Origin of the sequence: Intrasporangium zincisolvens, from assembly GCF_034724055.1 — a bacterium.
Classification (GTDB): Bacteria; Actinomycetota; Actinomycetes; order Actinomycetales; family Dermatophilaceae; genus Monashia; species Monashia zincisolvens.
Window position 1 is genome coordinate 73,114 of the sequence record NZ_JAWIIL010000010.1, and the last position, 23,342, is coordinate 96,455.

At 73.0% G+C, this 23,342-nt stretch carries 24 protein-coding genes; 12 read left to right on the plus strand and 12 right to left on the minus strand.

From position 1 onward, the window contains the following. Positions 1-23: 23 nt before the first annotated feature. Both RY076_RS19990 and RY076_RS19995 read left to right on the plus strand, forming a co-directional pair. Positions 24-1,001 (plus strand): universal stress protein, encoded by a 978-nt coding sequence (locus RY076_RS19990; protein WP_323101115.1) that lies wholly within the window; start codon positions 24-26, stop codon positions 999-1,001. Next, positions 998-2,716 (plus strand): SulP family inorganic anion transporter, encoded by a 1,719-nt coding sequence (locus RY076_RS19995; RefSeq protein ID WP_323101117.1) that lies wholly within the window; start codon positions 998-1,000, stop codon positions 2,714-2,716. The genes RY076_RS19990 and RY076_RS19995 overlap by 4 nt, the downstream gene beginning before the upstream one ends. Here RY076_RS19995 and RY076_RS20000 read toward each other — a convergent pair. The 11 genes from RY076_RS20000 to RY076_RS20050 all read right to left on the minus strand — a co-directional run bounded on the left by RY076_RS20000 (position 2,713) and on the right by RY076_RS20050 (position 14,292). Beyond that, positions 2,713-3,516 carry a 2-oxo acid dehydrogenase subunit E2 gene (locus RY076_RS20000; RefSeq protein WP_323101118.1) on the minus strand — a complete coding sequence of 268 codons (804 nt, stop codon included), beginning with the start codon at positions 3,514-3,516 and terminating at the stop codon, positions 2,713-2,715. The two genes, RY076_RS19995 and RY076_RS20000, sit on opposite strands and share 4 nt — an antisense overlap. Beyond that, positions 3,513-5,072, minus strand: coding sequence for a carboxylesterase/lipase family protein (locus RY076_RS20005; RefSeq protein WP_323101119.1), 1,560 nt, complete (start codon positions 5,070-5,072; stop codon positions 3,513-3,515). Before RY076_RS20005 ends, RY076_RS20000 begins: the two co-directional genes overlap by 4 nt. Before the next feature lie 63 nt (positions 5,073-5,135). Beyond that, positions 5,136-5,879 (minus strand): SDR family NAD(P)-dependent oxidoreductase, encoded by a 744-nt coding sequence (locus RY076_RS20010; RefSeq protein WP_323101120.1) that lies wholly within the window; start codon positions 5,877-5,879, stop codon positions 5,136-5,138. A gap of 5 nt (positions 5,880-5,884) precedes the next feature. Then, a complete protein-coding gene (locus RY076_RS20015; RefSeq protein ID WP_323101121.1) occupies positions 5,885-7,177 on the minus strand; it encodes a sialidase family protein in 1,293 nt (430 codons plus the stop codon). Further along, the gene (locus RY076_RS20020) at positions 7,174-7,989 is read right to left on the minus strand and encodes an HpcH/HpaI aldolase family protein (protein ID WP_323101123.1); all 816 of its coding nucleotides are present in this window, start codon (positions 7,987-7,989) and stop codon (positions 7,174-7,176) included. Before RY076_RS20020 ends, RY076_RS20015 begins: the two co-directional genes overlap by 4 nt. Beyond that, positions 7,986-8,969 carry an aldo/keto reductase gene (locus RY076_RS20025; protein ID WP_323101125.1) on the minus strand — a complete coding sequence of 328 codons (984 nt, stop codon included), beginning with the start codon at positions 8,967-8,969 and terminating at the stop codon, positions 7,986-7,988. The genes RY076_RS20020 and RY076_RS20025 overlap by 4 nt, the downstream gene beginning before the upstream one ends. Then, positions 8,966-9,814: an ATP-binding cassette domain-containing protein gene (locus tag RY076_RS20030; protein WP_323101127.1), complete on the minus strand. Its 849-nt coding sequence runs from the start codon at positions 9,812-9,814 to the stop codon at positions 8,966-8,968. Before RY076_RS20030 ends, RY076_RS20025 begins: the two co-directional genes overlap by 4 nt. Next, positions 9,807-10,748 (minus strand): ABC transporter ATP-binding protein, encoded by a 942-nt coding sequence (locus tag RY076_RS20035; RefSeq protein WP_323101128.1) that lies wholly within the window; start codon positions 10,746-10,748, stop codon positions 9,807-9,809. The genes RY076_RS20030 and RY076_RS20035 overlap by 8 nt, the downstream gene beginning before the upstream one ends. After that, the gene (locus tag RY076_RS20040; RefSeq protein WP_323101130.1) at positions 10,745-11,701 is read right to left on the minus strand and encodes an ABC transporter permease; all 957 of its coding nucleotides are present in this window, start codon (positions 11,699-11,701) and stop codon (positions 10,745-10,747) included. The genes RY076_RS20035 and RY076_RS20040 overlap by 4 nt, the downstream gene beginning before the upstream one ends. Continuing rightward, positions 11,698-12,630, minus strand: coding sequence for an ABC transporter permease (locus tag RY076_RS20045; RefSeq protein ID WP_323101131.1), 933 nt, complete (start codon positions 12,628-12,630; stop codon positions 11,698-11,700). The genes RY076_RS20040 and RY076_RS20045 overlap by 4 nt, the downstream gene beginning before the upstream one ends. 33 nt (positions 12,631-12,663) lie before the next feature. After that, positions 12,664-14,292: an ABC transporter substrate-binding protein gene (locus tag RY076_RS20050; RefSeq protein WP_323101133.1), complete on the minus strand. Its 1,629-nt coding sequence runs from the start codon at positions 14,290-14,292 to the stop codon at positions 12,664-12,666. Between the two features lie 260 nt (positions 14,293-14,552). Between RY076_RS20050 and RY076_RS20055 the strand changes: the two genes are divergently transcribed. From RY076_RS20055 to RY076_RS20065, 3 genes are read left to right on the plus strand one after another with little or no spacing between them, the layout of a single operon-like run. After that, on the plus strand, positions 14,553-15,929 hold the full coding sequence (locus RY076_RS20055) for a four-carbon acid sugar kinase family protein (RefSeq protein WP_323101135.1): 1,377 nt from the start codon (positions 14,553-14,555) through the stop codon (positions 15,927-15,929). Continuing rightward, entirely contained in the window at positions 15,926-16,933 is a 1,008-nt protein-coding gene (gene pdxA, locus RY076_RS20060; protein ID WP_323101136.1) for a 4-hydroxythreonine-4-phosphate dehydrogenase PdxA, read from the plus strand. The genes RY076_RS20055 and pdxA overlap by 4 nt, the downstream gene beginning before the upstream one ends. Positions 16,934-16,943: 10 nt before the next feature. Further along, positions 16,944-17,732, plus strand: coding sequence for a DeoR/GlpR family DNA-binding transcription regulator (locus tag RY076_RS20065; RefSeq protein ID WP_323101137.1), 789 nt, complete (start codon positions 16,944-16,946; stop codon positions 17,730-17,732). A gap of 89 nt (positions 17,733-17,821) precedes the next feature. Here the strand turns inward: RY076_RS20065 and RY076_RS20070 are convergent, their stop codons facing one another. Further along, positions 17,822-17,998 carry a CsbD family protein gene (locus tag RY076_RS20070; protein ID WP_323101138.1) on the minus strand — a complete coding sequence of 59 codons (177 nt, stop codon included), beginning with the start codon at positions 17,996-17,998 and terminating at the stop codon, positions 17,822-17,824. A 182-nt stretch (positions 17,999-18,180) separates the two neighbouring features. On the opposite strand from RY076_RS20070, the gene RY076_RS20075 reads away from it, so the two are divergent. From RY076_RS20075 to RY076_RS20105, 7 genes are all read left to right on the plus strand, one after another. Further along, on the plus strand, positions 18,181-19,245 hold the full coding sequence (locus RY076_RS20075) for a cation diffusion facilitator family transporter (RefSeq protein WP_413785808.1): 1,065 nt from the start codon (positions 18,181-18,183) through the stop codon (positions 19,243-19,245). Beyond that, positions 19,242-19,751: a methylated-DNA--[protein]-cysteine S-methyltransferase gene (locus tag RY076_RS20080; RefSeq protein ID WP_323101139.1), complete on the plus strand. Its 510-nt coding sequence runs from the start codon at positions 19,242-19,244 to the stop codon at positions 19,749-19,751. Before RY076_RS20075 ends, RY076_RS20080 begins: the two co-directional genes overlap by 4 nt. 144 nt (positions 19,752-19,895) lie before the next feature. Continuing rightward, complete coding sequence (locus tag RY076_RS20085; protein WP_323101140.1) at positions 19,896-20,417, plus strand: RNA polymerase sigma factor; 522 nt, start codon at positions 19,896-19,898, stop codon at positions 20,415-20,417. 14 nt (positions 20,418-20,431) lie between these two features. After that, positions 20,432-21,079, plus strand: a complete 648-nt coding sequence (locus RY076_RS20090) for a methylated-DNA--[protein]-cysteine S-methyltransferase (protein ID WP_413785809.1) — start codon at positions 20,432-20,434, stop codon at positions 21,077-21,079. Then, entirely contained in the window at positions 21,076-21,639 is a 564-nt protein-coding gene (locus tag RY076_RS20095) for an NUDIX hydrolase (protein WP_323101143.1), read from the plus strand. Before RY076_RS20090 ends, RY076_RS20095 begins: the two co-directional genes overlap by 4 nt. Positions 21,640-21,819: 180 nt before the next feature. Beyond that, a complete protein-coding gene (locus tag RY076_RS20100) occupies positions 21,820-22,338 on the plus strand; it encodes a SigE family RNA polymerase sigma factor (RefSeq protein WP_323101145.1) in 519 nt (172 codons plus the stop codon). After that, a complete protein-coding gene (locus RY076_RS20105; RefSeq protein WP_323101147.1) occupies positions 22,335-23,246 on the plus strand; it encodes a hypothetical protein in 912 nt (303 codons plus the stop codon). Before RY076_RS20100 ends, RY076_RS20105 begins: the two co-directional genes overlap by 4 nt. Positions 23,247-23,342 lie beyond the last annotated feature (96 nt).

Consider the following 23,342-nt stretch of genomic DNA (forward strand, 5'->3'; position numbering starts at 1 on the left):
GGTTGTGCGAATGGTGGTGGACCATGCTCGATCGAACTCGTTGCGACGCAGTCGTCGTGGGGTGCGGCCGGTCGGCCGCGGACCAGGCAGCCATCGCCACCGCCACCGCGGAAGCCGCGCGTCGGGGACTCGGCCTCGTGCTGCTCGTCGTCGACGAGTCCAGCACCAGCCTGAGCGTGCCGGGGCACCGGCGGCTGTCCGCGGACGCGATGCACACCGCCGCGCGGCGGGCCGCGATCGTGGCCGAGGCGACCGACCCGACGGTGCCCGTCGAGATCGCCGCCATCGCCCGGGAGGACGACGCGGCGATGCGCGTGCTGGCCGCACGCGCGGCGCTGTTCGTCGCCCCCGCGCGCGGACTGGGCGCGCACCAGGTGCTGTTCCTCGGGCGGACCGCGGACGAGGTCATCCGGCGTGCCGGCTGCCCGGTCATGATGCCGCACGTGACGCGTCGGGCGAACCACGGCCACCCCGCCGACCACGACTGGTCCCCGAGCGTCCGGGTGGCGCTGGCCGGACGGGTCGACGACGTGGAGGTGCTGAGGCGCGCCGTACGGGAGGCCCGGCTGCGCCGGATCCCGCTCGCGGCCGTCCGCACCGTCCGGGAGCTCGGGAGCGAGGCCGAACGGCGGGCCGCGCTCGCCTCCGCCTGGGAGGCGCTCCACGCAGTTCCGGAGAGTGCGGCGCTGCGGTGCCGGGCGGAGGTGGTCGTCCTCGAGCACCGGGTGGACACCCTCTCGACGCGGTGCCACCCAGACGACCTCGTCGTGGTCGGTGGTCACGACGCGGTGCGCCGACCGGGCCGTGGTGCGCTCGTCGAGATGGTGCGCGGCTCGGTCCTGCGGGGCGCCCTGGACGCCCTGCCGTGCGACGCGATGGTCGTGCCGCTCGCGAGCGAGCCGGTGCCGGCGGCGGTACCCGGACGTCCGCTGCACCACGTGCACCATGCGGGCTCCTCGCGCCTGACAGGTTCTCGGACGCTGACGCCCTCCGGGCGATGACGCCCGCGCGGAGGCCGTCGGGCCTCGTGCCGATCGTCGGGTGGATCCGTGCGTACGACCGGAGCTGGCTGCGGCCCGACCTCATCGCCGGGGTCACCGTCGCGGCGCTCATCGTGCCGAAGAACCTCGGGTACGCCGGGATCGCCGGCATCCCCCTGCAGAACGGGCTCTACGCCGCGGCCGCGGGGGCCATCCTCTACGCGGTCTTCGGCACGAGCCGGCAGATCTCGGTGGGGCCGAGCTCCGGGCTGGCGGCGGTGGCCGCCGGCGCGACGCTCGCCGCCGGGCTCACGGCCCAGAACGAGATCGCGAGCTTCGTTGCGGGGATCACCCTGGCGTCGGGCGTCCTGTTCCTCCTGATGTTCGTGCTCCGCGTGGGCTGGATCGCGCAGTTCCTGTCGCGAGCGGTGGTCACGGGGTTCCTCTTCGGAGCCGCGCTCGACGTGGTGATCGGCGAGCTGCCCAAGCTGACCGGCACCGAGACGTCCGGGTCCAACCCCGTGCAGGAGCTGTGGTCGTGGCTGGGGACGCTGGGGCAGTCCGACGCGTGGACGGTGCTCGTCGGGGTGGCGGCGCTCGCGGTCGTCTTCGGACTTCGGTGGCTGGCGCCCTCGGTGCCGGGAGCGCTCGTGCTCGTCGTCGGTGGGCTGGTCGCGTCGTGGCTGCTCGACCTCGGCGCCCGGGGCGTGGCGCTGGTCGGTGAGGTGCCCCGGGGACTGCCGTCGGTCGAGGTGCCCGACCTCGCGCTCGCCCTCGACCACGTCGGCGTCGTGGCGGTGGCGGCGACGGCGCTCGTGCTCATCGGGTTCTCGCAGACCGCCGGCGACGCCCGGGCCTTCGCGGCCAGGCACCGCTACCGGATCGACATGGACCAGGAGTCGTTCGCGCAGGGGATGGCGAACACCGGTGCCGGCCTGCTGCAGGGGATGCCGGTCTCGACCAGCCTGTCCGCGAGCTCGCTCAACGACAGGACCGGGGCACGGACCGGTCTGGCGTCGCTGACGTCCGGGGTGACGGTCCTGCTCACCCTGGTCGTGCTCGCTCCCTTGTTCTCCCAGCTGCCCAAACCGGTCCTCGCGGCACTCATCATCGAGGCGGTCGTCAGCGGGATGATCGACGTGCCCGAGATGCGCCGGCTCTTCCGCGTGCAGCGGTTCGACTTCTGGATCGCGACGGCCGCCATCGTGGGCACGCTGCTGTTCGGCGTGTTCGCCGGCGTCGTCATCGGGATCGCGCTGTCGCTGCTCTGGCTGGTGTGGGTCTCCACCCACCCGGCCATGCCGACGCTGGCCCGGGAGGCCGGTACGCAGGTCTTCCGCGAGCTCGCCGAGCACCCCGAGGACGAGGAGGTGCCGGGCGTGGCCGCCCTCCGGCTCGACGGGGGCCTCTTCTTCGCGACGTCCGATGCCCTCCAGGACCGCATCCGGGAGGTCATCAACTCCAGCGACGGCCTCACCGGGATCGTCCTGGACTGCTCGGGGATCGCCTACGTGGACTCCCAGGGCTCATCGAAGATCTCCGACATCCTCGACCTCACAGAACAGTCGGGGATCACCCTCCGGCTGGCCAAGCTCAAGCCCGCGGCCCGCGACATCCTGGAGCGGGAGGGCGTCCTCGAACGGATCGGTCCGGACCACATCCACGGCAGCGTCCACCGCGCCGTGGAGGCCCAGCTGGGCCGCTCGGTCGTGCCACCGGACGGCCCGCCGGGCTAGCGCGCCGAGGCTGCGTCGCCGGTCTGACGCGCGGGGTCGAACGCCGCGGCCGTCTCGACGAGCCGGCGCAACGTCTCGACGAACCGAGCCGCCGGAGCGCCGTCGACCACGGCGTGGTCGAGGCTGATCGTCAGCGGGAGCATCGGCCGCACGACGACCTGCCCGTCCCGGACCACCGGACGCTCGGCGACCCCTCCGACCGTGACGATGACCGTGAGCGGGGCGAGTGGCACGGCCCAGCCCCACGTCGAGGAGAACATCCCGATCGAGGTGACCCCGACGGCAGGACCGAACGACGCCGACACGGCCGGCAGCGTGGCGGCGGCTCGCACCGCGGCCCGGCGCAGCGGCCCGGGCAGCCGGAGGACGGGGCCGAGGAGTGGGCCGGGCGGGTGCGGCTGCGCCGGCCCGACCTTGGCCCGGTGCAGCGCCGCCGTGACCTCGGCGCACGACAGCCGGTCCGCGTCGCGCAGGACGACGATGTCGAGCGTCGGGCGCCCCTCTCCCTCGCGCTCCACCGTGGCGCCGACGTCGACGCGGTCGAAGTAGAGGACGCGGCGACCAGCCTTCCGGGCGTTCACCTCCGGGTGCAGCGCCACCGCCGCGGCGACCGACGCCGTGACGAAGCCGGTCCACGACACGTGCTCCGTGGCGGCGTCGATCCGGCGCTGCGCCTCGCCGACGTCGAGCTCGACGAGGGCGTGCACCTGGAACCGTCGCGCCGCACCGGCCAGGCGGTCGAGCACCGGCTGCCGCTCCGGTGGGATCCCCCGGACGACGAACCCGCTCGGGCCGCTCACCTCCGGCCCTGCCAGAAGGCCCGCTCCCACGCGTAGGGGTCATCGACGACGCTGCACGTCGTGTCGAACCGCATCGTCGCCCGCCGGGTGAGGTCGTGCGCGGGCCACCCGGGGTCGCCGTCGCGCGCGAAGCCGACCCAGGCCGCGTGCACCGTCCGGGCGAGGCCCTGAGGCGGGTCCGGCCCGAGCAGCGGCCCGAACAGGGGCACGTCGGGGTGGGCGATGTCGAAGACGAAGGGCACCTCGAGGGCATGCACGGCGCCCAGCCCCGGTGCACCCCAGGCGAACTCGTAGGTGAACGTGCGCGTCGACGCGTCTCCACGCGACGCGAGGTGCGCGTCGGCGAGCCGCAGCGCGGGCACCCGCATCCACCAGTCGGTCTGCACCTTGGCCAGCAGCTCACCGGGCGCGATGTCGGGGTACCGGGCCCGGTAGGCGGCCAGGTCGTCGTGGGCATCGAGGCCGTACGCCGCGAGGCTGAGGTGGCCGAACCGCTCCAGCGGACCGGTGAGCATGGCGTCGGTGACCTGGCCCATGGCGCCGCTGACGAGGAGCCAGAGCCTCCAGTCGTCGCTGTTCGTGCCGACCATGACGTCCACGTCACGAGCCGACCCGGCTGCGATCCGCTCGATCGGCGGCCCCGGCAGCACCGAGCCGTCGACCACGGGCTGCCACGGCATGACGGCGGCGACGATCTCCTGCCCCCAGGTGCCCGGGTCGGGGTGGGCGAGCAGCTCCTGCTTGAGCGCCGCCTGGGCGCCGAGGAGCCGGTCGACACCCGCGCCGGCGACCGCGTCGCGGGTCGCCTCGACGCCGAGCGCCGCGGCCAGCCGGTCGGCGACCCGTCGCGCGTCCGCCGAGGACAGCACGTGGTGGGCGGCGCCGCTCTGCAGGACGGCCCGCCGGAACAGTCCCTCGGCGCGCGGCATCGCCAGCAGGCACCCGATGCTCATGGCGCCCGCGGACTCCCCGAAGACGGTGACGTTGCCGGGGTCGCCGCCGAACGCGCCGATGCCGTCGCGGACCCACTCGAGGGCCGCCACCTGGTCGAGGAGGCCGACGTTCGCGATGCCGTCGCCGAGGTGGAGGAACCCCTCGGCGCCCGGCCGCCAGTTGACGACGACGCAGACGACGTCGTCGCGCGCGAACCGGCTGCCGTCGTAGGCGGCCGTCGAACTGAGCTCGAACATGCCGCCCTGGACCCACACCATGACGGGCAGGCCGGTGGTGCCCGGGTCGGGGGTCCAGACGTTGAGGTTGAGGCAGTCGTCGGTGGCCGTCGCCCGCTCCACGGCCGCGAACGCCGCGTCGACGTCGCGCCACTCCTCCTGCGCGCCCTCGGTCGTGCCGCCCGTGGCTGGCGGCGCGACCTGGGGCGGCTCGGGCCCCAGCCGCGTGGCGTCGCGCGTCCCGTCCCACGGCAGGACGGGCGCCGGCGGGCGGAGCCGGTTCGGGCCGAACGGGGGCGCAGCGTACGGGATCCCGCGGAAGACGTGCACGCCGTCCTCCACCAGCCCGCGGACCGCGCCGTGGCGGGTCCTGACCACGGTGTCCATCTCTCCAGCGTCCTACCGTCAGGGTCATCGCGTGGTCGGTTCCGGACGCTCGGTGGCGTCGGGTCAGGGCAGCGACGCGCCCCCGCAGACGACGAGCGTCTGCCCGGTGACCATGGCCCCGGAGGGCTCGAGGAGGAAGCGCACGAGGCCCGCGACCTCGGAGGGCTCGACGAGGCGCCCGAGCGGCGGCACGACCGGTGGCGTCGCCGACCGGTTGGGGTCCTCGAGCATCGCGGTGCGGGTCGGGCCGGGCGCCACGACGTTGACGGTGACGCGTCGGGGCGCGAGCTCGGCGGCCCACGAGCGGGCGAGGGCCGCGAGTGCCGCCTTCGTCGCGGCGTACTGGCTCTTGCCCGGCACCCCGGTCATGGTGCGGCTCCCGACGAGCACGACGCGTCCGTCGTCGACGACATGGTCGGCGAGCCCGTCGACGAACCGCTCTGCGGCGCGGACGTGCACCGCCCACATCCGCTCGCCGCCCGCATGGTCGAGCGAGCCGAGCCGGCCGGAGTGCTGGAGGCCGGCGGCGTGGACGATCGCGTGCACGCCGCCGGCCGCGGACTCGCGCACGGCCGTGACGGCCGCGTCGACCGAGGTCACGTCGGCCAGGTCGCACGTCAACCACGCGATGCCGCCCGGCAGCGACCCACGGGTCCGGCTCAGGCCGATGACGTGCCACCCGGCGTCGACGAGGTCGACGGCCACGGCGAGCCCGATCCCGGAGCTGGCGCCCGTGACGACGGCGGTGCGGGGCGCGGTTCGGCGCGCCCCACCGGTCAGGGATCCGCTCGTCGCCGGCTCGGTCACGCCGGTCACGCCTGTGCGGGGGTCTTCGCCGCGTCGCGCGCCAGGTCGTCGACGACCTGGGCCGGCACGTGCACGTACCGGATCGCCCGGCGGTGCCACGTGTAGGCCACGTGGAGGTCGCCGTCCCGGCCGGGCAGCACCGAGGGGTAGGACAGCTCACGGTTGAGACCGTCGCGCGAGTTGTTCGACAGGCAGTACCCGTCGCCCGTCTCGACGTCGAGCAGCGCCGGCCACGAGCGGCCGTCGTCGACGCTGACCCCGAGGGTCATCGGCGCGCGCGGTGCACCCCAGAACGCCCGACGCGGCGAGTCACCGACGCCCGGGTCAGTGCACGCCGCAGGCGTGCTCGACGCGTCGGCCCCGTCCACGCCGGCGAGCACCGGCCCGTCGACGTCGTCGCGGATGCCGTCGTCGTCGATCTCGTCGTAGAGCGACACCCGGCGCGCCGTGGCGTCGGCGGCGCTGCTGCGGTTGAGCACCAGCGCGATCCGCCCGTCGCCCAGGGCACTCGCCTGGATCGAGGAGTTGTTGTTCGGCAGCGGCGTGGCCACCGGCTCGGCCCACGTCGAACCGCCGTCGGTCGACGTCGTCTCGTACACGTGGTCGGCCCAGCGGCTGCGGAAGCAGGCCCAGAGCGAGCCGTTCTGTCGCAGAAGGATGTTCATGTGCACGCAGCCGAGCGACCCGGGCACCTGGACGTCGGCCCACGTGGCACCGCCGTCGTCGCTGATCCGCACGCTCGAGGTGTCGGCGTCGCCGGCCCACTTCTCGCCGGGGACCGTGACGCAGTCGAACACCGGCACGAGGATGCGGCCGGTCGGCAGCACGACCGGGGGCTGGCGCACGAAGACGCCGCCGCGGACGGTGGCCGGGAACAGCACCGTCGGCTCGCCCCACGTCGCCCCTCCGTCGAGCGACACGCGTCGGCGCACCTCGGAGGTGTCCTGGTTGCCGGCGATCTGGGCGGTGTAGAGCAGCCACACGGACCCGTCCGGGGCCGTGAAGAGCACCGGGTTCTGCTCAGAGCGCGTCGCGTCGTCGCTGAGCCGCACCGGCTCGCGCCACGTGTCCGCCCCGGCGGGCAGGACGGACAGGTACGCCGAGATGTCGGCGACGCCCTCCTGGGTGCCGCCGAACCAGACGCAGGCGAGGTCGCCGCCGGGCAGCCACGCGAGGTTGGCCGCGTGGCACTGCACCGTCGGCGTCGGCAGGAGGGCCGTCGGGAACGCGTGCGGGAAGGACGCCTCGTCCCGGACCCGCACGACGCCGTCCACGACGGGCCCGGCCGCCACGGTCACGACTCGCCCCGGGCCGCCCGCAGGTGAGCGGCGGCGGCCTGCTCGAGGTGGACGAGGTCGGAGGACACCGTCGCCAGCGTGAAGCCCTGGCCGAGGCGCTTGGCCGCGACCTCCCCACCGGAAGTGTGGAACCCGGCGGCGATGCCAGCCGACTCGGCCGCGCGCAGGATGCGCTGCACGGCCGCCTCGAAGACGTCGTCGACGGCCGGGTCGGTCGACGTCGCGCCGCCGACGGCGAGGCGCAGGTCGGAGGGACCGATGTAGAGGCCGTCGATGCCCGGGGTCGCCGCGATCTCCTCGACGTTCTCGAGACCCTGCGGCGTCTCGATCATCGCGAGCACGACGGTGGCTGCGTTGGAGTCGGCCGGGTTCGGTCCGATCCGCAGCTGCGAGCGCATCGGCCCGTAGGAGCGCACACCCTCCGGGCCGTACTTCGCGTACGACACGGCGCGGGCGGCGTCCTCGGCGGTGTTGACGAGGGGCACGATGATGCCGGCGGCGCCGGCGTCGAGCGCCTGCCCGATGAGGAACGGGTCGTTGGCCCCGACGCGCACCATGCCGACCGACTCGCCACCGGCGTCGATGGCCTGCATGCCCGCGAGGATGCCCTTGTAGTCGAGGAGGCCGTGCTGGGCGTCGAAGCACACGTAGTCGTAGCCGACGCGGGCCAGCCGCTCGGTCGAGACCGGCGAGTCGATGATGACCCAGTAGCCGAGGATCGGCTCGCGGGACCGGACGCGCCGGGCGAAGTCGAGCACGCGGGCGCGGCTGCGCTCCATCGCCGTCCGGCCGCCGTCGGCCGCGGGGCTCATCGGTTGTACCCCGGCATCGAGCCCATGAGGGGCGCGCCTGCCTCGTCGCATGCGGCGACGACGTCGTCGGGGAGCGGACCGGCTTGTGCAGCAGTGATGTTGGCCTCCAGCTGGTGTGGTTTGGACCCGCCGAGCAGCACCGCGGACACGACCGACTTGGTCAGCAGCCAGCGCAGCGCGAGCTCGGGCAGGGAGACGCCGGCGTCGGCCGCGACGGACGAGAGGGCGTCGATGACCGCGAACGTCTCGGCGTTCCAGTAGCGGTCCTTGTACATCGTCGACAGCGCCGACGAGCCGAAGCGCCCCTCGGTGGGCGACTCGGTGAACGAGTGGCGACCCGTGAGCAGGCCGCCACCGAGCGGGTTGTAGACGATCGTCGCGAGGTCCTTCGTCGTCGCGAACTCCGCGTACTCCGCCTCGATGCGGCGGGCCACGAGGTTGTAGAGCTGCTGGGCGAGCACCGGGCGGGGTGTGCCGAACGCGTCGCACGCGACGTTGACGTCGCCGATCTGCCAGGCGGAGAAGTTGGAGACGCCGATGGCGCAGACCTTGCCCTCCTTGACGAAGTCGCCCAGGGCGGCGACGGTCTCGTCGATCGGCACCGACCGGTCGGGCTGGTGCAGGTAGTAGACGTCGACGTGCTCGGTGCGCAGCCGGCGCAGGCTCGCCTCGAGGGAGGAGCGCAGGGCGGGTGCCGACAGCAGCGGCTCTCCCCCGGCGTCGCCCGGGTAGATGCCGGCCTTCGTCGCGACCGTCACGGCGTCGCGGCGTCCGGCGAGGATCTCGCCGAGCATCTCCTCGCTGGCCCCGGCCGAGTAGCCGTTGGCGGTGTCGAGCGAGGTGATGCCGGCGTCGAGGGCGGTGTCGACCATGGTGCGCGCGGTGTCGAGATCGACGGTGTCGCCGAACGTCATGGTGCCGAGCACGAGCTGCGACAGGGGCTGCTCGAGGCCGGGGAGGTCGGTGGCGGGGAGGGTCATGAGGCCTTCTCGGTCTCGGCCGCCCGCGAGGCGGCGATGTGGCGGATGAGGTGGCGCGGCTTGATGCCCGTCATGAGCGCCGGCTCGAGGGCCGAACGGCGGAGGCGCTGGGTGTAGTCCTCCTGCGGACGCGAGAGGAGGTCGTCGGTGCGTCCGCTCTCGACGATGCGGCCCGCGCGCATGACGATCGTGTCCTGCGAGATGGTCCGCACGACCCCGAGGTTGTGCGAGATGAAGAGGTAGGTCAGGCCGGTCTCCTTCTGGAGGTCGGCGAGCAGCTCGAGCACCTGCGCCTGGACCGACACGTCGAGGGCGCTCGTCGCCTCGTCGCAGACGAGCAGCTCGGGACCCGAGGCCAGGGCCCGGGCGATGCCGATGCGCTGGCGCTGTCCGCCGGAGAACTCCGGGGGCTTGCGGTCGAGTGCCGTCTTCGGCAGGCCGACGCGGTCGATGAGCTCGGCGGCCTTGTCGCGCTGGACCTTTCGCGACTTCTCTCCCCGCACGGCGATCGGCTCGGCGACGATCTCCTGGGCCGTCAGGTGCGGGTCGAGCGAGCCGTACGGGTCCTGGAAGACCATCTGGACGCGGTGCCGGAGCGGCCGCAGCTGCTTCTCGGTGAGCGAGGCGAGGTCGGTGCCGTCGAGGTCGATGACGCCGGACGTCGGCTTGAGCAGCCGCACGAGCGCCTTGGCGATCGTCGACTTGCCGCAGCCGGACTCCCCGACGATCGCGAGGGTGCCGCCGCGCGGGACGCTGAACGACACGTCGTCGACTGCGCGGAAGGCGTTGGCGCCCGAGCCGTACTCGACGACGAGGTTGCGGACGGTGAGCAGGTCCTCAGCCATGGCTGGCCTCCTTGACGCGCGTGGGGGCGGACGGGTCGGCGACGTGCGACGCGTCGGGCGCGTCGCTGGCGTCGGACGCCTCGGACGCCTCGGATGCGTCGCTCACGCCGGACGCGTCGGGCGCGCTGAGCGCCGGGTCCTGCCAGGGCCCGAGCTCGGGGATCGCCCCGAGGAGCTTCTGGGTGTAGGGGTGCTGCGGGTGGTCGACGACGTCGGTGACGGGGCCGCCCTCGACGAAGACTCCCGACTTCATGACGTGGATGCGGTCGCTCATCAGGCGCGCGACGCCGAGGTCGTGGGTGATGAGCAGCATCGCGATCCCGGACTGCTCCTGCAGCTCGAGCAACAGGTCGAGGATGCCGGCCTGGACCGTGACGTCGAGGGCACTCGTCGGCTCGTCGGCGACGATGAGGTCGGCGTCGGTCGAGACCGCCATCGCGATGAGGACGCGCTGCAGCATGCCGCCGGAGAGCTGGTGCGGGTAGGCGTCGTACTGCTTGGCGGGGTTGCGGATGTGCACCTGCTCCATGAGCGAGAGCGAGCGGGCCTTGGCCTCAGCCTTGCCCAGCTTCGGGTACTTGATGCGCACCGCCTCGGACATCTGCTTGCCGATGGTGCGGATCGGGTTGAGCGCCGTCATCGGGTCCTGCGGGATGAGCGCGACGGTGCGGCCGCGGAGCCCGTTGATGACCTTGCGGTCACCCGTGACGTCCTGGCCACCGATGCGGGCCTCGCCGGAGATGACGGCGAGGTCGTCGGGCAGCAGGCGCAGGATCGCCATGGCCGTCGTCGACTTGCCCGAGCCGGACTCGCCGATGATGGTGACGGTCTCGCCCCGGTCGATGTGGAAGCTGACCCCGTCGACGGCCCGGACGACGTTGCCGTCGCCGACCATCAGCTCGACCTGAAGGTCGGTGACCTCGAGGACGCTCATGACTGGTCTCCCTTCGCGCGGCGCACACGGTCGCGCAGGCCGTCACCCATGAGGTTGACACCGACGACGAGCAGCGCGATGACGATGCCCGGGATGGTGACGAGCCACCACTTGCCGGTGACGAAGAGCTCGCGGCCGTCGGAGATGATGCCGCCCCACGTCGGGTAGGGGCGCTGGACGCCGGCCCCGAGGAACGACAGGGCGCTCTCGAGCAGCACGGCCTGGGCGAGGAGGAGCAGGACGACGACGAGGACCTGCTGGAGGATGTTGGGCACGACGTGGCGACGGAGGATCGAGATCCGGTGCAGGCCGAGCACCCGGGCCGCCGCGATGTAGGGCTTCTCGCGTTCGACGAGCACGAGCGCGCGGGTGATGCGGGCGGGCTCGGGCCACTGGGCGAACGCGATGACGAGCGTGATGACCGGGATCGACGGGCCGAAGAGCGCCACGACGAGCAGCAGCATGAGCAGCAGAGGCAGCGACATCTGCGCCTCGAGCAGGCGGGAGACGACGGTGTCGACCCAGCCGCCGAAGTAGCCGGCCGCGGCTCCCGCGACGATGCCCACGAGGCCCGACACGAAGATCGCGAGGAAGCCGATGACGAGGGAGGTCTGGCCGCCGTTGAGGATGCGGCTGAGCAGGTCGCGGCCGTTCGGGTCGGTGCCGAAGAGGTGGCCGGGGCTGAACGGCGGAAGCGACGACTCGGCCAGGGCGCCGACGATGGGGTCGGGCAGCGGGAGGACCCGGGCGAGCACGACGGGGATGACGACGATCCCCGCGCAGATCGCGCCGACCCAGATCTTGATGGTGCTGTAGCGGGCGCGCCGGGCGGCGGCCGAGCGACGCTGCAGCACCTTCGTCACCGCGGAGTCGCGGCCGAGGATCGAGCCGGGGATCTCGTGGAGGGCCGGCACCTGGGGGTGCCCGGGCAGGTTCGGCGTGGAGGTGGTCATGCGCTGGCCTCTCCGAGACGGACGCGCGGGTCCATGAGCGGGTAGAGCAGGTCGACGAAGAGCTGGACGACGAGCGCCAGCACGACGGTGACGAGGACGGTCGCCTGGATGAGCGGGAAGTCGCGCTGCTTGAGGGCGTTGACGACGAGCTCACCGACGCCCGGCCAGCTGAAGACGACCTCGACGATGACGACGCCGTTGAGCATCGCGGCGAAGCGCGTGCCGAGGGCGGTCACGACGGGCAGCGCCGAGTTGCCGAACGCGTAGCGCCACGTCAGGGCCCGCTCCGAGATGCCGCGCGAGCGCGCCACCGTGAGGTACGGCGCGGCGAGGTTGACGACCATCTCGCGGCGCACGAGCCGCGAGATGAGCGCGATCTGCAGGACCGCCACGGTCAGCGTCGGCAGCACGATGGAGCCCATCGAGTTGAAGCCGGAGGGCTCGAACCACTGCAGCTGTACGGCGAAGAGGATGAGCAGCACGAAGCCGATCCAGAAGTCCGGCATCGACTGGCCGGCGATGGTGCCGATGTTGGCCCCGAGCTCGGTGGCCGTGTTGGCCCGACGTGCCATCCAGACCCCCAGCGGGATCGCGACCGCCGAGGTGACGATGATCGCGGCCACCGCGAGGGTGATGGTGTACGGCAGCCGTTCCAGGACGACCTCGAGCGCGGGGCGCTTGAAGAAGAACGACGTGCCGACGTCGCCCTGGAACAGGTGCTGCAGGAAGGTCACGAACTGCACGGGGATCGACTGGTCGAGCCCGAACTGCACGCGGATGGCCTCGAGCTGTGCCGAGGTGGGGTTCGGCGGCGCGTAGTTCGCGGCCGGGTCGCCCGGGGCCATCCGCAGCAGGACGAACACCGTCGCGGTCGCGAGGAACGCCGTGAGGACGGTCTGTCCGATGCGCTTGAGGACGTACTTCAGCATGGGATCACCTTGGTGCCGAGGACCGGCGTCCGGTCAGGCCGAGACCGTCACGGAGCCGAGGTCGTAGGAGTTGATGGCGCGCAGCTTGAGCGTCGCGACGCGCTTGCGCTTGGCGAGGACGTTGTTCGGCGTCCAGGCCCACAGGGCCGGCCAGGTGGCCCAGATCTTCTCCTGGGCCTGCTTGAGCAGGTCGTTGCGCTTGGCCTCGTCGGCCTCGGCGCCGGCCTGGTCGAGGAGCGCGACGATGTCGGGGAAGACGTACCCCTGGTAGGTGTCCTTCGTCTTCTCCTTGGCCGGTGTGCCGCCGTACTGGCCGACGAGGTTCGTCAGCGCCAGGCCGGTCTGGTTGCCGTAGCCGTTCGCGAGGACGTCCCAGTCCCCGGCTTCGCCGCGGCGCCAGGCGTTGATCTCGCCGCCCTTCGGGATCATCTTCAGGGTGGCGGTGACGCCGACGGCCGCGAGCATCTGCGAGATCGCCTCGAGGACGCGCGAGGCGCCGGCGAACTCGGAGTCCTCCCAGATGAAGGTGAGCTTGAGGCCCGAGACCCCGGCGTCGGCGAGCAGCTGCTTGGCCTTGGCCTGGTCGTAGACGTACGAGCCGGTCTTGACGTAGCCCGCGAGGGTCGTGGGCACGACGCCCTCGGCCGAGTTGACCTGGCCGTTCATCAGGGCCTTGATGAGCGAGTCGTGGTCGATGGCGTACGTCAGGGCCTCGCGCACCTTCGGGTTGGCGAGCGGGTGGCCGGCCGGCTTGCGGAAGTTGTAGAAGAGGTGGATCAGACGCGTGCCGGGAGTCTCGATGACGTCGACGTCGGCGTTCGTCTTGAGCGAGGCGGCCGACTCGGGCGTGATGGTGTCGATGACATCAGCCTGGCCGGAGGTGATGGCGATGACGCGCGCGCCCTCCTCCTCCTGGTAGGAGACGTTGACCTCTTCGAGCCGGGCCTTGTCGCCCCAGTAGTTCTCGTTGCGGGCGAGGCGGTAGGTACCGGTGCCGGTGTCGGCGCTCGCGATGGTGAAGGGGCCTGTGCCGAGGCCGGTCGAGAGCTCCTCGGCCTTGTTGTCCTTGGCGGGCGTGATGAGGATGTTCGACATCAGCGAGTTGAGCGTGACGACCGGCACCTTCGTGGTGAGCGTGAAGGTCTTGTCGTCGACCTTCGTGAAGGTCGGCTGCTCGGGGAACTGCGCCGCGACGTAGCCGGCCGGCACCTGGAAGTAGAGCTTGAGGGCGGTCTCCACGTCCTCGACGGTCACGGGCGACTTGTCGGAGTAGTGGATGTCGCTGCGCAGCTTGACCGTCCACACGGTGGGCTTGGTCTGCTCGAACGACTCGGCGAGGACGAGCTGGGGAGTGAGGTCGTCGCCGATCTTCGTCAGCGCCTCGCGCACGGCGCGCTGGACGGTGACGGCCGCGTCGTACTGGTTCAGCTTGTTGTCGAGGCTGACCAGGTTGCGGTTGAGCACGATGCTCAGCTTGCCGCCCGACGCCGCGGCACCGGCGGTGCTCGCGTTCGACGCCGCCTTCGGCCCGGCACAGGCGGCGAGCGCGGGAGCGAAGAGGGCTCCGGCGCCGGCCAGCGACGCGAACTTCAGGAGCGACCGGCGGGAGACCTCGCGCGCCGGCTGGTCGGGCTGCGTCAGCAGTGCTGGCGTGTGGGGCATCTGGACTCCTCGTTGAGTTGGCCGTGACCGCAACTGCGCGTTGTGCGCCGTTCGGAATGAGGCAACGCTCCCACCATTGCGCGAAATGCGCAAGACCTGTACCGTCAATTTCACGAGCGGATCCCCGGCCACCGGCCCGGATGACGACGGGGAGGCCCTGGGGCCGACCCACCGGACAATCCCGCTCCCGCGCGGGCAAGGTCGCCTAACTCCTTGTCCCACAAGGGATTATCAAGTCTCGCAAAGGAAGGGAGAGAGCGGTGCAGACCACTCCCGAGCTGGCCGTCGTCGCCGACGACCTCAGCGGCGCAGCGGAGTGCGCTGCGCACGGTCTGTTGCGCGTTTCGCGCAGTGTTCCGCTCCAGCTCCTCTCCCCCACTGACGCCACGGCCGCGCGCCGGGCGCCCGACGCGTCCGGCCGCGTCATCGTCGTCGACACCGACACGCGCGTCCTCGACGGAACGGCAGCCTGCGAGCGCATCTGCGCCGCAAGCGAACTCGTTGCGAGCGCCCCGGTCGTCGTGCACAAGGTCGACTCGCTGCTGCGCGGCAACGTCGCCCTCGAGGTGGCGGCCCTGGCCGAGCGCCTGCGTCGCACACCCGTCGTGGCCGTCGCCAACCCGGCCCTCGGGCGCACCGTCACCGGGGGCGTCCTGCACGTCGGCGACACGCCGCTGCACGACACGACGCTCTGGGCGCTCGAACCGAGCGCCGCCCCGACGAGCGTCGCCGACGCGCTGCGCGACCTGCGCACGACGCCGGTGTCGCTCGACACCGTCCGCTCCGGCGTCGAGACCCTGACCGACGCGTTCCGACGGGCGGCAGCCGACGGCACCGCCCCGGTGTGCGACGCCACCGACGACGCCGACCTCGACACCGTCGTGGCCGCGGCCCGCGCCGCGTTCGGCGAGAGCCTGCTGGTGGGGTCCGGCGCCCTGGCGGCGGCCGCGATCCGCGCCCTGCCGCTGAACGAACGCGCCGTGCACACCGGGCACGATACGTCCGCAACCTTGACGCCGAGCCCCACGTCCGTCGCCCGGGCCCCTCGGGTGCGGTCGCTGCTCATGGTGCTCGGCACGCGAGCCGGCGTCGTCGCGACCCAGCTCGACGAGGTCGCCCCGCTCGCGCGGGCCACCCTGCACGTCGCCCCGGCCTCGCTGCTCGCCGACCCCGGGTCCGTGCTGCGCCACCTCGAGGCCCTCGCGCCTGCCGGCCGCGCACCCGACGGCCTCGCCGTCGTCGCGCTCGACCCCACCGCACCGGCAGACCCCGCCGCGTCCGAGGCCATCGTCGCCGCCCTGGCCGACATCGTCGCGGCCGTCGCCGACCGGTTCGAGGGGCTCTTCCTCGCCGGCGGCCAGACCGCCCGCGCCGTCCTCGACCGTCTCGGCACCGCGTCGCTCGAGGTCGTGTCCGCGCTCGGCCCCGGCACCGTCGCGAGCCTGCGCCCCGACCCCAACCCCCACCCCGAGCCCGACGGCTCCGGCGTCGGCACCCGCGTCGTCGTGACCCGCCCGGGCAGCTTCGGCGAGGCGGGCTCGCTGCGCCACGTCGCCGAGCAGCTCCTCCCGCCCGTCGCACCCGACTCACCCACACCCCCGTCGCGCACCAGCGCCACCACCAAGGAGAACCGATGAGCACCGTCCTTCCCCGTATCGCCGTGACCATGGGCGACGGCGCCGGCATCGGTCCGGAGATCATCGTCCGGGCGCTCGCCGAGCCCGAGGTCTCCACCCTCGCGCGCACCGTCGTCGTCGGCGACGCGCTGCGGCTCAAGCAGGCCGCTGAGATCGTCGGTGCGGACGTCGACATCGTCACGGTCTCCGACGTCGAGGAGGCCGTGGAGGCGCCGGGCCGGATCAACGTCATCGACCTCGGGCTCCTGCCGCCCGACCTCCCCTTCGGGCAGCTGTCGGCCGTGGCCGGCGACGCCGCCTACCACTACATCCGCGTCGCCTCCGAGCTCGCGATGGCCGGCAAGGTCCAGGCCATCTGCACCGCGCCGCTCAACAAGGAGGCCCTGCACGCCGGCGGTCACCTCTTCCCGGGCCACACCGAGCTGCTCGCCCACCTCACCGGCACCCCCGAGGTGTCGATGATGCTCTCGACCGAGAAGGTCAAGGTCATCCACGTCACCACCCACATCGGTCTCATCGACGCCGTCGAGCGCATCGAGCCGGGCCTCGTCGAGCGGGTCATCCGCCGCGGCCACAAGGCGCTCGTCGACGCCGGCACCCCGAACCCGAAGATCGGCGTCTGCGGCATCAACCCGCACGCCGGCGAGAACGGCCTCTTCGGCCACGGCGAGGAGGAGACCAAGATCAACCCGGGTATCGAGGTCTGCCGCGCCGACGGCATCGACGTGCACGGCGCCCTGCCCGCCGACACCCTCTTCTTCCTCGCCGGCCGCGGCGACTACGACCTCGTCGTCGCGATGTACCACGACCAGGGCCACGGCCCCGTCAAGGTGCTCGGCCTCGAGGCCGGCGTCAACGTCACGGTCGGCCTCCCCGTCATCCGCACGTCGGTCGACCACGGCACGGCCTTCGACATCGCCGGCACGGGCGTCGCCGACCACCGCTCGATGATCGAGGCGTTGCGGCTCGGTGCGGAGATGGCGCCGCTGCCCGCCGACGCCTAAGGTGCCGCACGTGGCGAAGCAGAGTGCACAGACGCGCCGGGGGGAGATCGTGCGCCTGGCCACGACGAGCGGCCTCGCGAGCGTCGAGGACCTCTCCGACCAGCTCGGCGTCACCCCGTCGACGATCCGTCGCGACCTCGCCAAGCTGACGGCGCAGGGCAAGCTGGCCCGCACCTACGGCGGCGTCATGAGCCTGTCGCACCACCCCGAGGCCTCGCTGCGCCAACGCCTCGGTGAGGCCCACGAGGCCAAGCGCGACATCGCCAGGTGGGCGGCCACCCAGGTCGAGCCGGGAGAGACGGTCCTGCTCGACGCCGGCTCGACGATGGGTGCGCTCGCCGATGCCATGGCGCGCACCGCCTCGCTCACCGAGCTCACCGTCGTCACCGCCGGGATCAGCGCCATGTCGACGCTGACCGAGCGCCCCGGCATCGACGTCATCGCCCTCGGCGGCCGGCTGCGACCGCTGAGCCAGGCCTTCGTCGGGCCGCTCGCCGAGGCGGCCGTGCAGCGGCTGTCGTTCGACCGCGCCTTCATGGGGGCCGACGCCGTGCACGCCGACCGCGGCATCTGCGAGGCCGACCTCGAGCAGACGCGGCTCAAGGAGCTGATGATGAGCCGCGCCGAGCACACCTACGTCCTCGCGCACTCCGACAAGCTCGGCCAGTCGCCCTTCCACGCGTGGGCCGTCATGCCCCCGCGCTGGACCCTCGTCACCGACGCGTCGGCCGACCCCGAGCAGCTGGACCGCTTCCGCGCCGGCGGAGTCGAGGTCGTCGTCGCACCGCGCGGCGCCTGACGCGTCCCGGCCCTGACGCGTCCTGACCCGGACATGGCAGTGGGCCGGCCCCGCACGGGGGCCGACCCACGCCGACGCTGAACCGGGGCTCAGTCCGTCTTGAAGGCGTCCTTGAGGTGCTCGCCCCGCTGCTTGAGGTCCGCCGCCGCCTGGTCGCCCTTGCCCTCGGCCTCGAGGCGCTCGTTGTCAGTGACCTTGCCGGTGGCCTCCTTGGCCTTGCCCTTGAGGTCCTGACCCATGTTGCGTGCCTTGTCCTCGGTACCCATGTGGGCTCCTTTCTCCGTTCGGTCACCCCTGCCCTACCCGGATCGCCCACTCGTGCACCACGGACCACCACCGACGGCGTCCGCAGGAAGGGCGTCGCGGACGCGACGTCGGTGTGCTTTGCGACACTGGACCCGTGAGCAGCACCGACCCCGACCGTCCCGAGACCGCCCCCGCAGACACCGTGCCCTCGGCGGCCACCGCCTCGGCCGACGCCCGGCGGGGCCTGCAGACCCGCGACCTCAGCCGGTTCGCCTACCTGTCCATCGCGGCGGCGATCGTCACCATCACCCTCAAGGTCATCGCCTGGCGGCTCACCGGCTCGGTCGGCCTGCTCTCCGACGCCGCCGAGTCGGTCGTCAACCTCGTCGCCGCGGTCGCCGTCCTCATCGCCCTCAAGGTCGCGGCGATGCCGGCCGACAAGAACCACCACTACGGCCACACCAAGGCCGAGTACTTCTCGGCGGCCATCGAGGGCGTCATGATCTTCGTCGCCGCGGTCGTCATCATGTGGTCGGCCGTCGACCGGTTCCTGAACCCGCAGCCCATCGAGAACGTCGGCATCGGCCTGGCCATCTCCGTCGTCGCGTCGGCCGTCAACGGCGGCGTCGCGATCGTCCTGCTGCGGGCTGGCCGTCGCTACCGCTCACTCACCCTCACGGCCGACGGCAAGCACCTCATGACCGACGTGTGGACCTCCGCCGGCGTCGTCGTCGGCGTCCTCGTCGTCGCCCTCACCGGCATCGAGCGCCTCGACCCCGTCGTCGCCTTCCTCGTCGGGCTCAACATCGTCTGGACCGGCTGGAAGCTCATCCGCGAGTCCACCGAGGGCCTCATGGACATCTCGATGTCGAAGGAGGACAACGCCGCCATCGCCGAGATCCTGTCGCACTTCGTCACCTCCGAGGTGCACTTCCACGCGCTGCGCACGCGCGAGTCCGGACACCACCGGTTCGCCGAGGTGCACGTGCTCGTCCCCGGCGCGTGGACCGTCACGAAGGGCCACGACCTCGTCGAGGAGGTCGAGGCCGCGGTGCACCGCGAGTTCGGCGACATCGCCCTGACCTGCCACCTCGAGCCGCGCGAGGACCCCCGCGCCTACGGCGACTACTCCGCCGAGTTCCCCGTGCCGACGCACGAGGACATCCTCGCTGCCCACGAGCCCGGCCCGGCCTCCGGCGTATCGGGCGCGTCGGACACGTCGGGCACGTCGAGCTCCTCGGGTACGTCGGGGGGCACGACGCGGTGACCGCCTCGCACGTCGTCGTCCCCTCGCCCATCGGCGACCTCACGGTCGTCGCCGAGGACGGCGCCGTGACGCACCTGCTCATGGACGCCGCGAAGTACCGCCCCGGCGACGACGTCCTCGGTGAGCCCGGCGACCCGGCCGACGAGCCCTTCGCGGCCACAGCCTTGCAGCTCGCCGCGTACTTCACCGGCGCCCTCACCGATTTCGACCTGCCGCTCGCGCCCCGGGGCGACACCTTCCACCAGAAGGTGTGGGCCCTGCTGCGCGAGATCCCCTACGGCCAGACCCGCAGCTACGGCGACCTCGCCCGCGCCCTCGGCGACCGCAACCTCGCGCAGGCGGTCGGCACGGCCAACGGGCGCAACCCGATCGCCGTCGTCGTGCCGTGCCACCGGGTCATCGGGGCCGACGGCTCGCTCGTCGGCTACGCGGGCGGCCTGGAGCGCAAGCGCTTCCTCCTCGCGCTCGAGGAGCCGGCCCCCGACGACGCCGGCCGCCTCTTCTGACCGATCCCCGGCTCCCCCGGCTCCCCCGGCTCCCCCGGCTCCCCCGACTCCCCGTCCGGTCCCCCCTCTCCATCGAGTGAGCACGTCGTCCCATCGGTCACACTGGGCACCTCACACTTCCGGGGGCCGGAGCGTCTACAGGGCATGAAGCGACCGTTCGAGCAGGCCGTGACCGAGCACGGGGCCGTCGTGCTGCGCATGTGCCGCGCCGTCCTCGGCCCGACCGAGGCCGACGACGCGTGGTCCGAGACGTTCCTCGCGGCCCTGCGGGCCTGGCCCGACCTGCCCGACGACGCGAACGTCCGGGCGTGGCTCGTCACGATCGCCCACCGCAAGGCCGTCGACGTCGCCCGCGCGGGCGCACGCCGGGCGCACCCGGTGGCCGACGTGCCCGAGTCCACCGCCCCACGCGGCGACGAGCCCGACGCCGCCCTCGCCGACGACGACCTGTGGGCGGCCCTCGCGGCGCTGCCCGACAAGCAGCGTGCCTGCGTCGCCTACCACCACGTCGCCGGGCTGCCCCACGCCGAGGTCGCCCGCATCGTCGGCGGCACACCGGCGGCCGCCCGCCGGGCCGCCGCCGACGGCATCGCCCGGCTCCGCAGCACCTACGCCGCCACGCACTCCCCCGCGGACGCCATCCCGCCCGCCACCACGAAGAGGTGAGCCCCATGACCCCGATGACCCCCATGACCCCGATGACCCCGACGCCGTCCGCCCCGTCCGACCCGGCGCTCGCCGGGCTGACGCGTCCGGCCCCCGACGACGTCGCACACCTCGCGGCGCTCCACGCCTCCCTCGTCGAGCACGCGTCGGCGGCCTCCGTCCTCGACGCCACCTACCGCGTCGTCGACTCCCCGCTGGGCGCGCTGCTCCTCGCCGCGACCGACGCCGGCCTCGTGCGCGTCGCGTACGCCGTCGAGGACCACGACCGCGTCCTCGACACCCTCGGCGAGCGCGTCGGTTCGCGGATCCTCAAGGACGGCAAGCGATTCGAGGTCACCGCGCGGCAGCTCGACGAGTACTTCGCCGGCACGCGACGCGCCTTCGACCTGCCGGTCGACCTCCGCCTCGCGCACGGCTTCCGGCTCGACGTGCTGCGCCACCTCACCGCCATCCCGTACGGCTCGACCGAGAGCTACGCCCAGGTCGCGGCGGCCGCCGGCAGCCCCCGCGCGGTCCGGGCCGTCGGCTCCGCCTGCGCCACCAACCCGCTGCCCATCGTCGTGCCGTGCCACCGCGTCGTGCGCTCCGACGGCAGCCTCGGCGGCTACCTCGGCGGCCTCCCCGCCAAGGAGACCCTGCTCCACCTCGAGCACGCGGCGTGAGCTGGCCGGTGCGGCGCACCCGCGTCGCCTACGAGAACGCGTGGATCCGCGTCCACGAGGACGAGGTGACGCGTCCCGACGGTCGCCCGGGCGTCTTCGGGGTCGTCGAGGTGCGCCGGCCTGCGGTGTTCGTCGTCGCCCTGACCGACGCCGACGAGGTCGTCCTCGTCACCGTCGACCGGCACACCGTCGGGGAGTCCGTCGAGGTGCCCGCCGGCGGCACCGACGGCGAGGACCCGCTCGTCGCGGCCCGCCGCGAGCTGGCCGAGGAGACCGGTCTCGCGGCCCGCGAGTGGCGTCGGGTCGGCGTCATGAACGCGCTCAACGGCGTGTGCCGGGCGCCCGAGGTCGTCTTCCTCGCCACCGGCCTCGAGCCCGTGGCCGGCAGCGGCGCTGCGGGCCCGTTCGGTGACGCCGCCCGCGCCGAGGAGGGGATCTCGGCCGTCCGCCGGGTACCGGTGGCACAGGTGCTCGACCTCGTGCGCGACGGCGGCATCACCGACGGCGAGACGGTCGCGGCGCTGATGTTCGCCCTCGCCCACCTCGGCCGCGTCTCCTGACGCACCGGTTGACGCGCCGGTTGACGCACCGGTTGACGCACCGGGTGACGTACCGGTCGAATTCTCGCCCCGCTCGTGCAACGCTTCGCCGGGCCGGTGTGTCCTTGGGGTGTACGACACCGGAGACGGACCCGACACACCACCTGACGACCACCTGACGAGCGAACCCGGCGGGAGCCCATGAGACGCAGGGACGAGGCGGCCTTCCGCGCCTTTGTCGAGGAGCGGCAGACCATGCTGCGCCGACGCGCCTACCTGCTCTGCGGCAACTGGGCCGACGGCGACGAGCTCGTCCAGGAGGCCCTCGCCCGCGTCTACGTGGCCTGGCCCCGGATCGCCGACGGTGCGCAGACCGCCTACACGAGACGCACCATGATGAACCTCTACCTCAACGACCAGCGCAAGCGCCGGCGCGAGGTGCTCACCGACGAGGCCCCCGAGCCGCTGCCGTCGCACCCGTCCGGCGCCGACCACGACCGCGAGCTCGCGATGACGCTGACCGACCTGCTCAAGGGCCTGCCCGAGAAGCAGCGGGCCGTCCTCGTGCTTCGCTTCTGGGAGGACCTCACCGTCCCCCAGATCGCCGAGTGCACCGGCGTGGCCGAGGGCACCATCAAGAGCCAGATCTCGCGGGCCCTCGCGGCGCTGCGCGACCGGCTCGCCGAACCACCGCTCTCGGGGGCAGGAGCCGTGACATGAGTGACGACCCGACGCGCCGTACCGGCCCCGACGCCGACCCCGCCGCAGCCCCGACGCCGGAGCCCGGCGAGCTGCAGCTGCGAAAGGCGCTGGCCATGACGAACGACCTCGAACCACCGCGCGACGACCTCTTCGCCCAGCGCGCCCTGATGCGCGGCCGGGCCCGCACCGCCCGGCGTCGCAACGCCGTGCTCGGCACCGCGGCTGCCGTCGTGCTCGTCGGCGTCGTCGGTACCGGGTGGGCTCTGTCCGGTGGGCGCACGGCGTCGTCCACGTCGGCCGGATCGGCCGCCAACGCGCCGGAACGCATGAACGACAAGGGATCCGACGCCGGAGCCCCCGGCATCGCACCCGGCGCGACCGGGTCCTTGGGCAGCGGCAGCGGCAGCGGCCCCTCGCTCCAGGGCAGCCAGATGCCACCCGCCCGCGACACCTCGGAGTTCTTCGGGGCGCTGCAGACGCCGGCCACGCGCGCGTTCGACGCCGTGTCGGCGACCGTCACGACGCGCTGGCCGGACGTCTTCTCCGGCGCGTACGCCGACGATGCGGGCGGCACGTCGGTCGTCGTCGCGGTCACCCGCCGCGACCCCTCGCTCGAGTCGTTCGTGACCGGAGCGATGCCGAGCGGTTCCGTACGGTTCGTCGACGCCTCACACACGTGGGCCGAGAAGGTCCGCGTGGCCCAGCAGGTCCGCGACGACTCGCTCGTCCTCGAGGGGCAGGGCATCGTCGTCTACGGCGTCGGGATCGACGCGCGGGGCGACCGTGTCGTCGTGTCGGCCGACGAGCGCAACGCACCGGGAACGCTCGAGCAGCGCTACGGCGACGTCGTCCGCGTGGTCGCCACGACCTCGTCCACGCCGGGAAAGCTGCCGAACGGCGGTACGCTGCCGACGCTGCAGCACTGACCACCCTCGGGGGTCCTGCGTCCCGACGGGGGTCGGACGCGGGACGGACCGGCCGGGGCCGCGAACCCTCCCGCGCGCGCCCCGGCCGCGTCCCAC

Coding starts and splice junctions, on each gene's coding strand:
- RY076_RS20100 (WP_323101145.1), top strand. CDS start 21,820: ATGAGACGCAGGGACGAGGCGGCCTTCCGCGCCTTTGTCGAGGAGCGG.
- RY076_RS20045 (WP_323101131.1), bottom strand. CDS start 12,630: ATGCTGAAGTACGTCCTCAAGCGCATCGGACAGACCGTCCTCACGGCG.
- RY076_RS20005 (WP_323101119.1), bottom strand. CDS start 5,072: ATGGACACCGTGGTCAGGACCCGCCACGGCGCGGTCCGCGGGCTGGTG.
- RY076_RS20085 (WP_323101140.1), top strand. CDS start 19,896: ATGAAGCGACCGTTCGAGCAGGCCGTGACCGAGCACGGGGCCGTCGTG.
- pdxA (WP_323101136.1), top strand. CDS start 15,926: ATGAGCACCGTCCTTCCCCGTATCGCCGTGACCATGGGCGACGGCGCC.
- RY076_RS20035 (WP_323101128.1), bottom strand. CDS start 10,748: ATGAGCGTCCTCGAGGTCACCGACCTTCAGGTCGAGCTGATGGTCGGC.
- RY076_RS20090 (WP_413785809.1), top strand. CDS start 20,432: ATGACCCCCATGACCCCGATGACCCCGACGCCGTCCGCCCCGTCCGAC.
- RY076_RS20070 (WP_323101138.1), bottom strand. CDS start 17,998: ATGGGTACCGAGGACAAGGCACGCAACATGGGTCAGGACCTCAAGGGC.
- RY076_RS20050 (WP_323101133.1), bottom strand. CDS start 14,292: ATGCCCCACACGCCAGCACTGCTGACGCAGCCCGACCAGCCGGCGCGC.
- RY076_RS20030 (WP_323101127.1), bottom strand. CDS start 9,814: ATGGCTGAGGACCTGCTCACCGTCCGCAACCTCGTCGTCGAGTACGGC.
- RY076_RS20020 (WP_323101123.1), bottom strand. CDS start 7,989: ATGAGCCCCGCGGCCGACGGCGGCCGGACGGCGATGGAGCGCAGCCGC.
- RY076_RS19995 (WP_323101117.1), top strand. CDS start 998: ATGACGCCCGCGCGGAGGCCGTCGGGCCTCGTGCCGATCGTCGGGTGG.
- RY076_RS20025 (WP_323101125.1), bottom strand. CDS start 8,969: ATGACCCTCCCCGCCACCGACCTCCCCGGCCTCGAGCAGCCCCTGTCG.
- RY076_RS20105 (WP_323101147.1), top strand. CDS start 22,335: ATGAGTGACGACCCGACGCGCCGTACCGGCCCCGACGCCGACCCCGCC.
- RY076_RS19990 (WP_323101115.1), top strand. CDS start 24: ATGCTCGATCGAACTCGTTGCGACGCAGTCGTCGTGGGGTGCGGCCGG.
- RY076_RS20040 (WP_323101130.1), bottom strand. CDS start 11,701: ATGACCACCTCCACGCCGAACCTGCCCGGGCACCCCCAGGTGCCGGCC.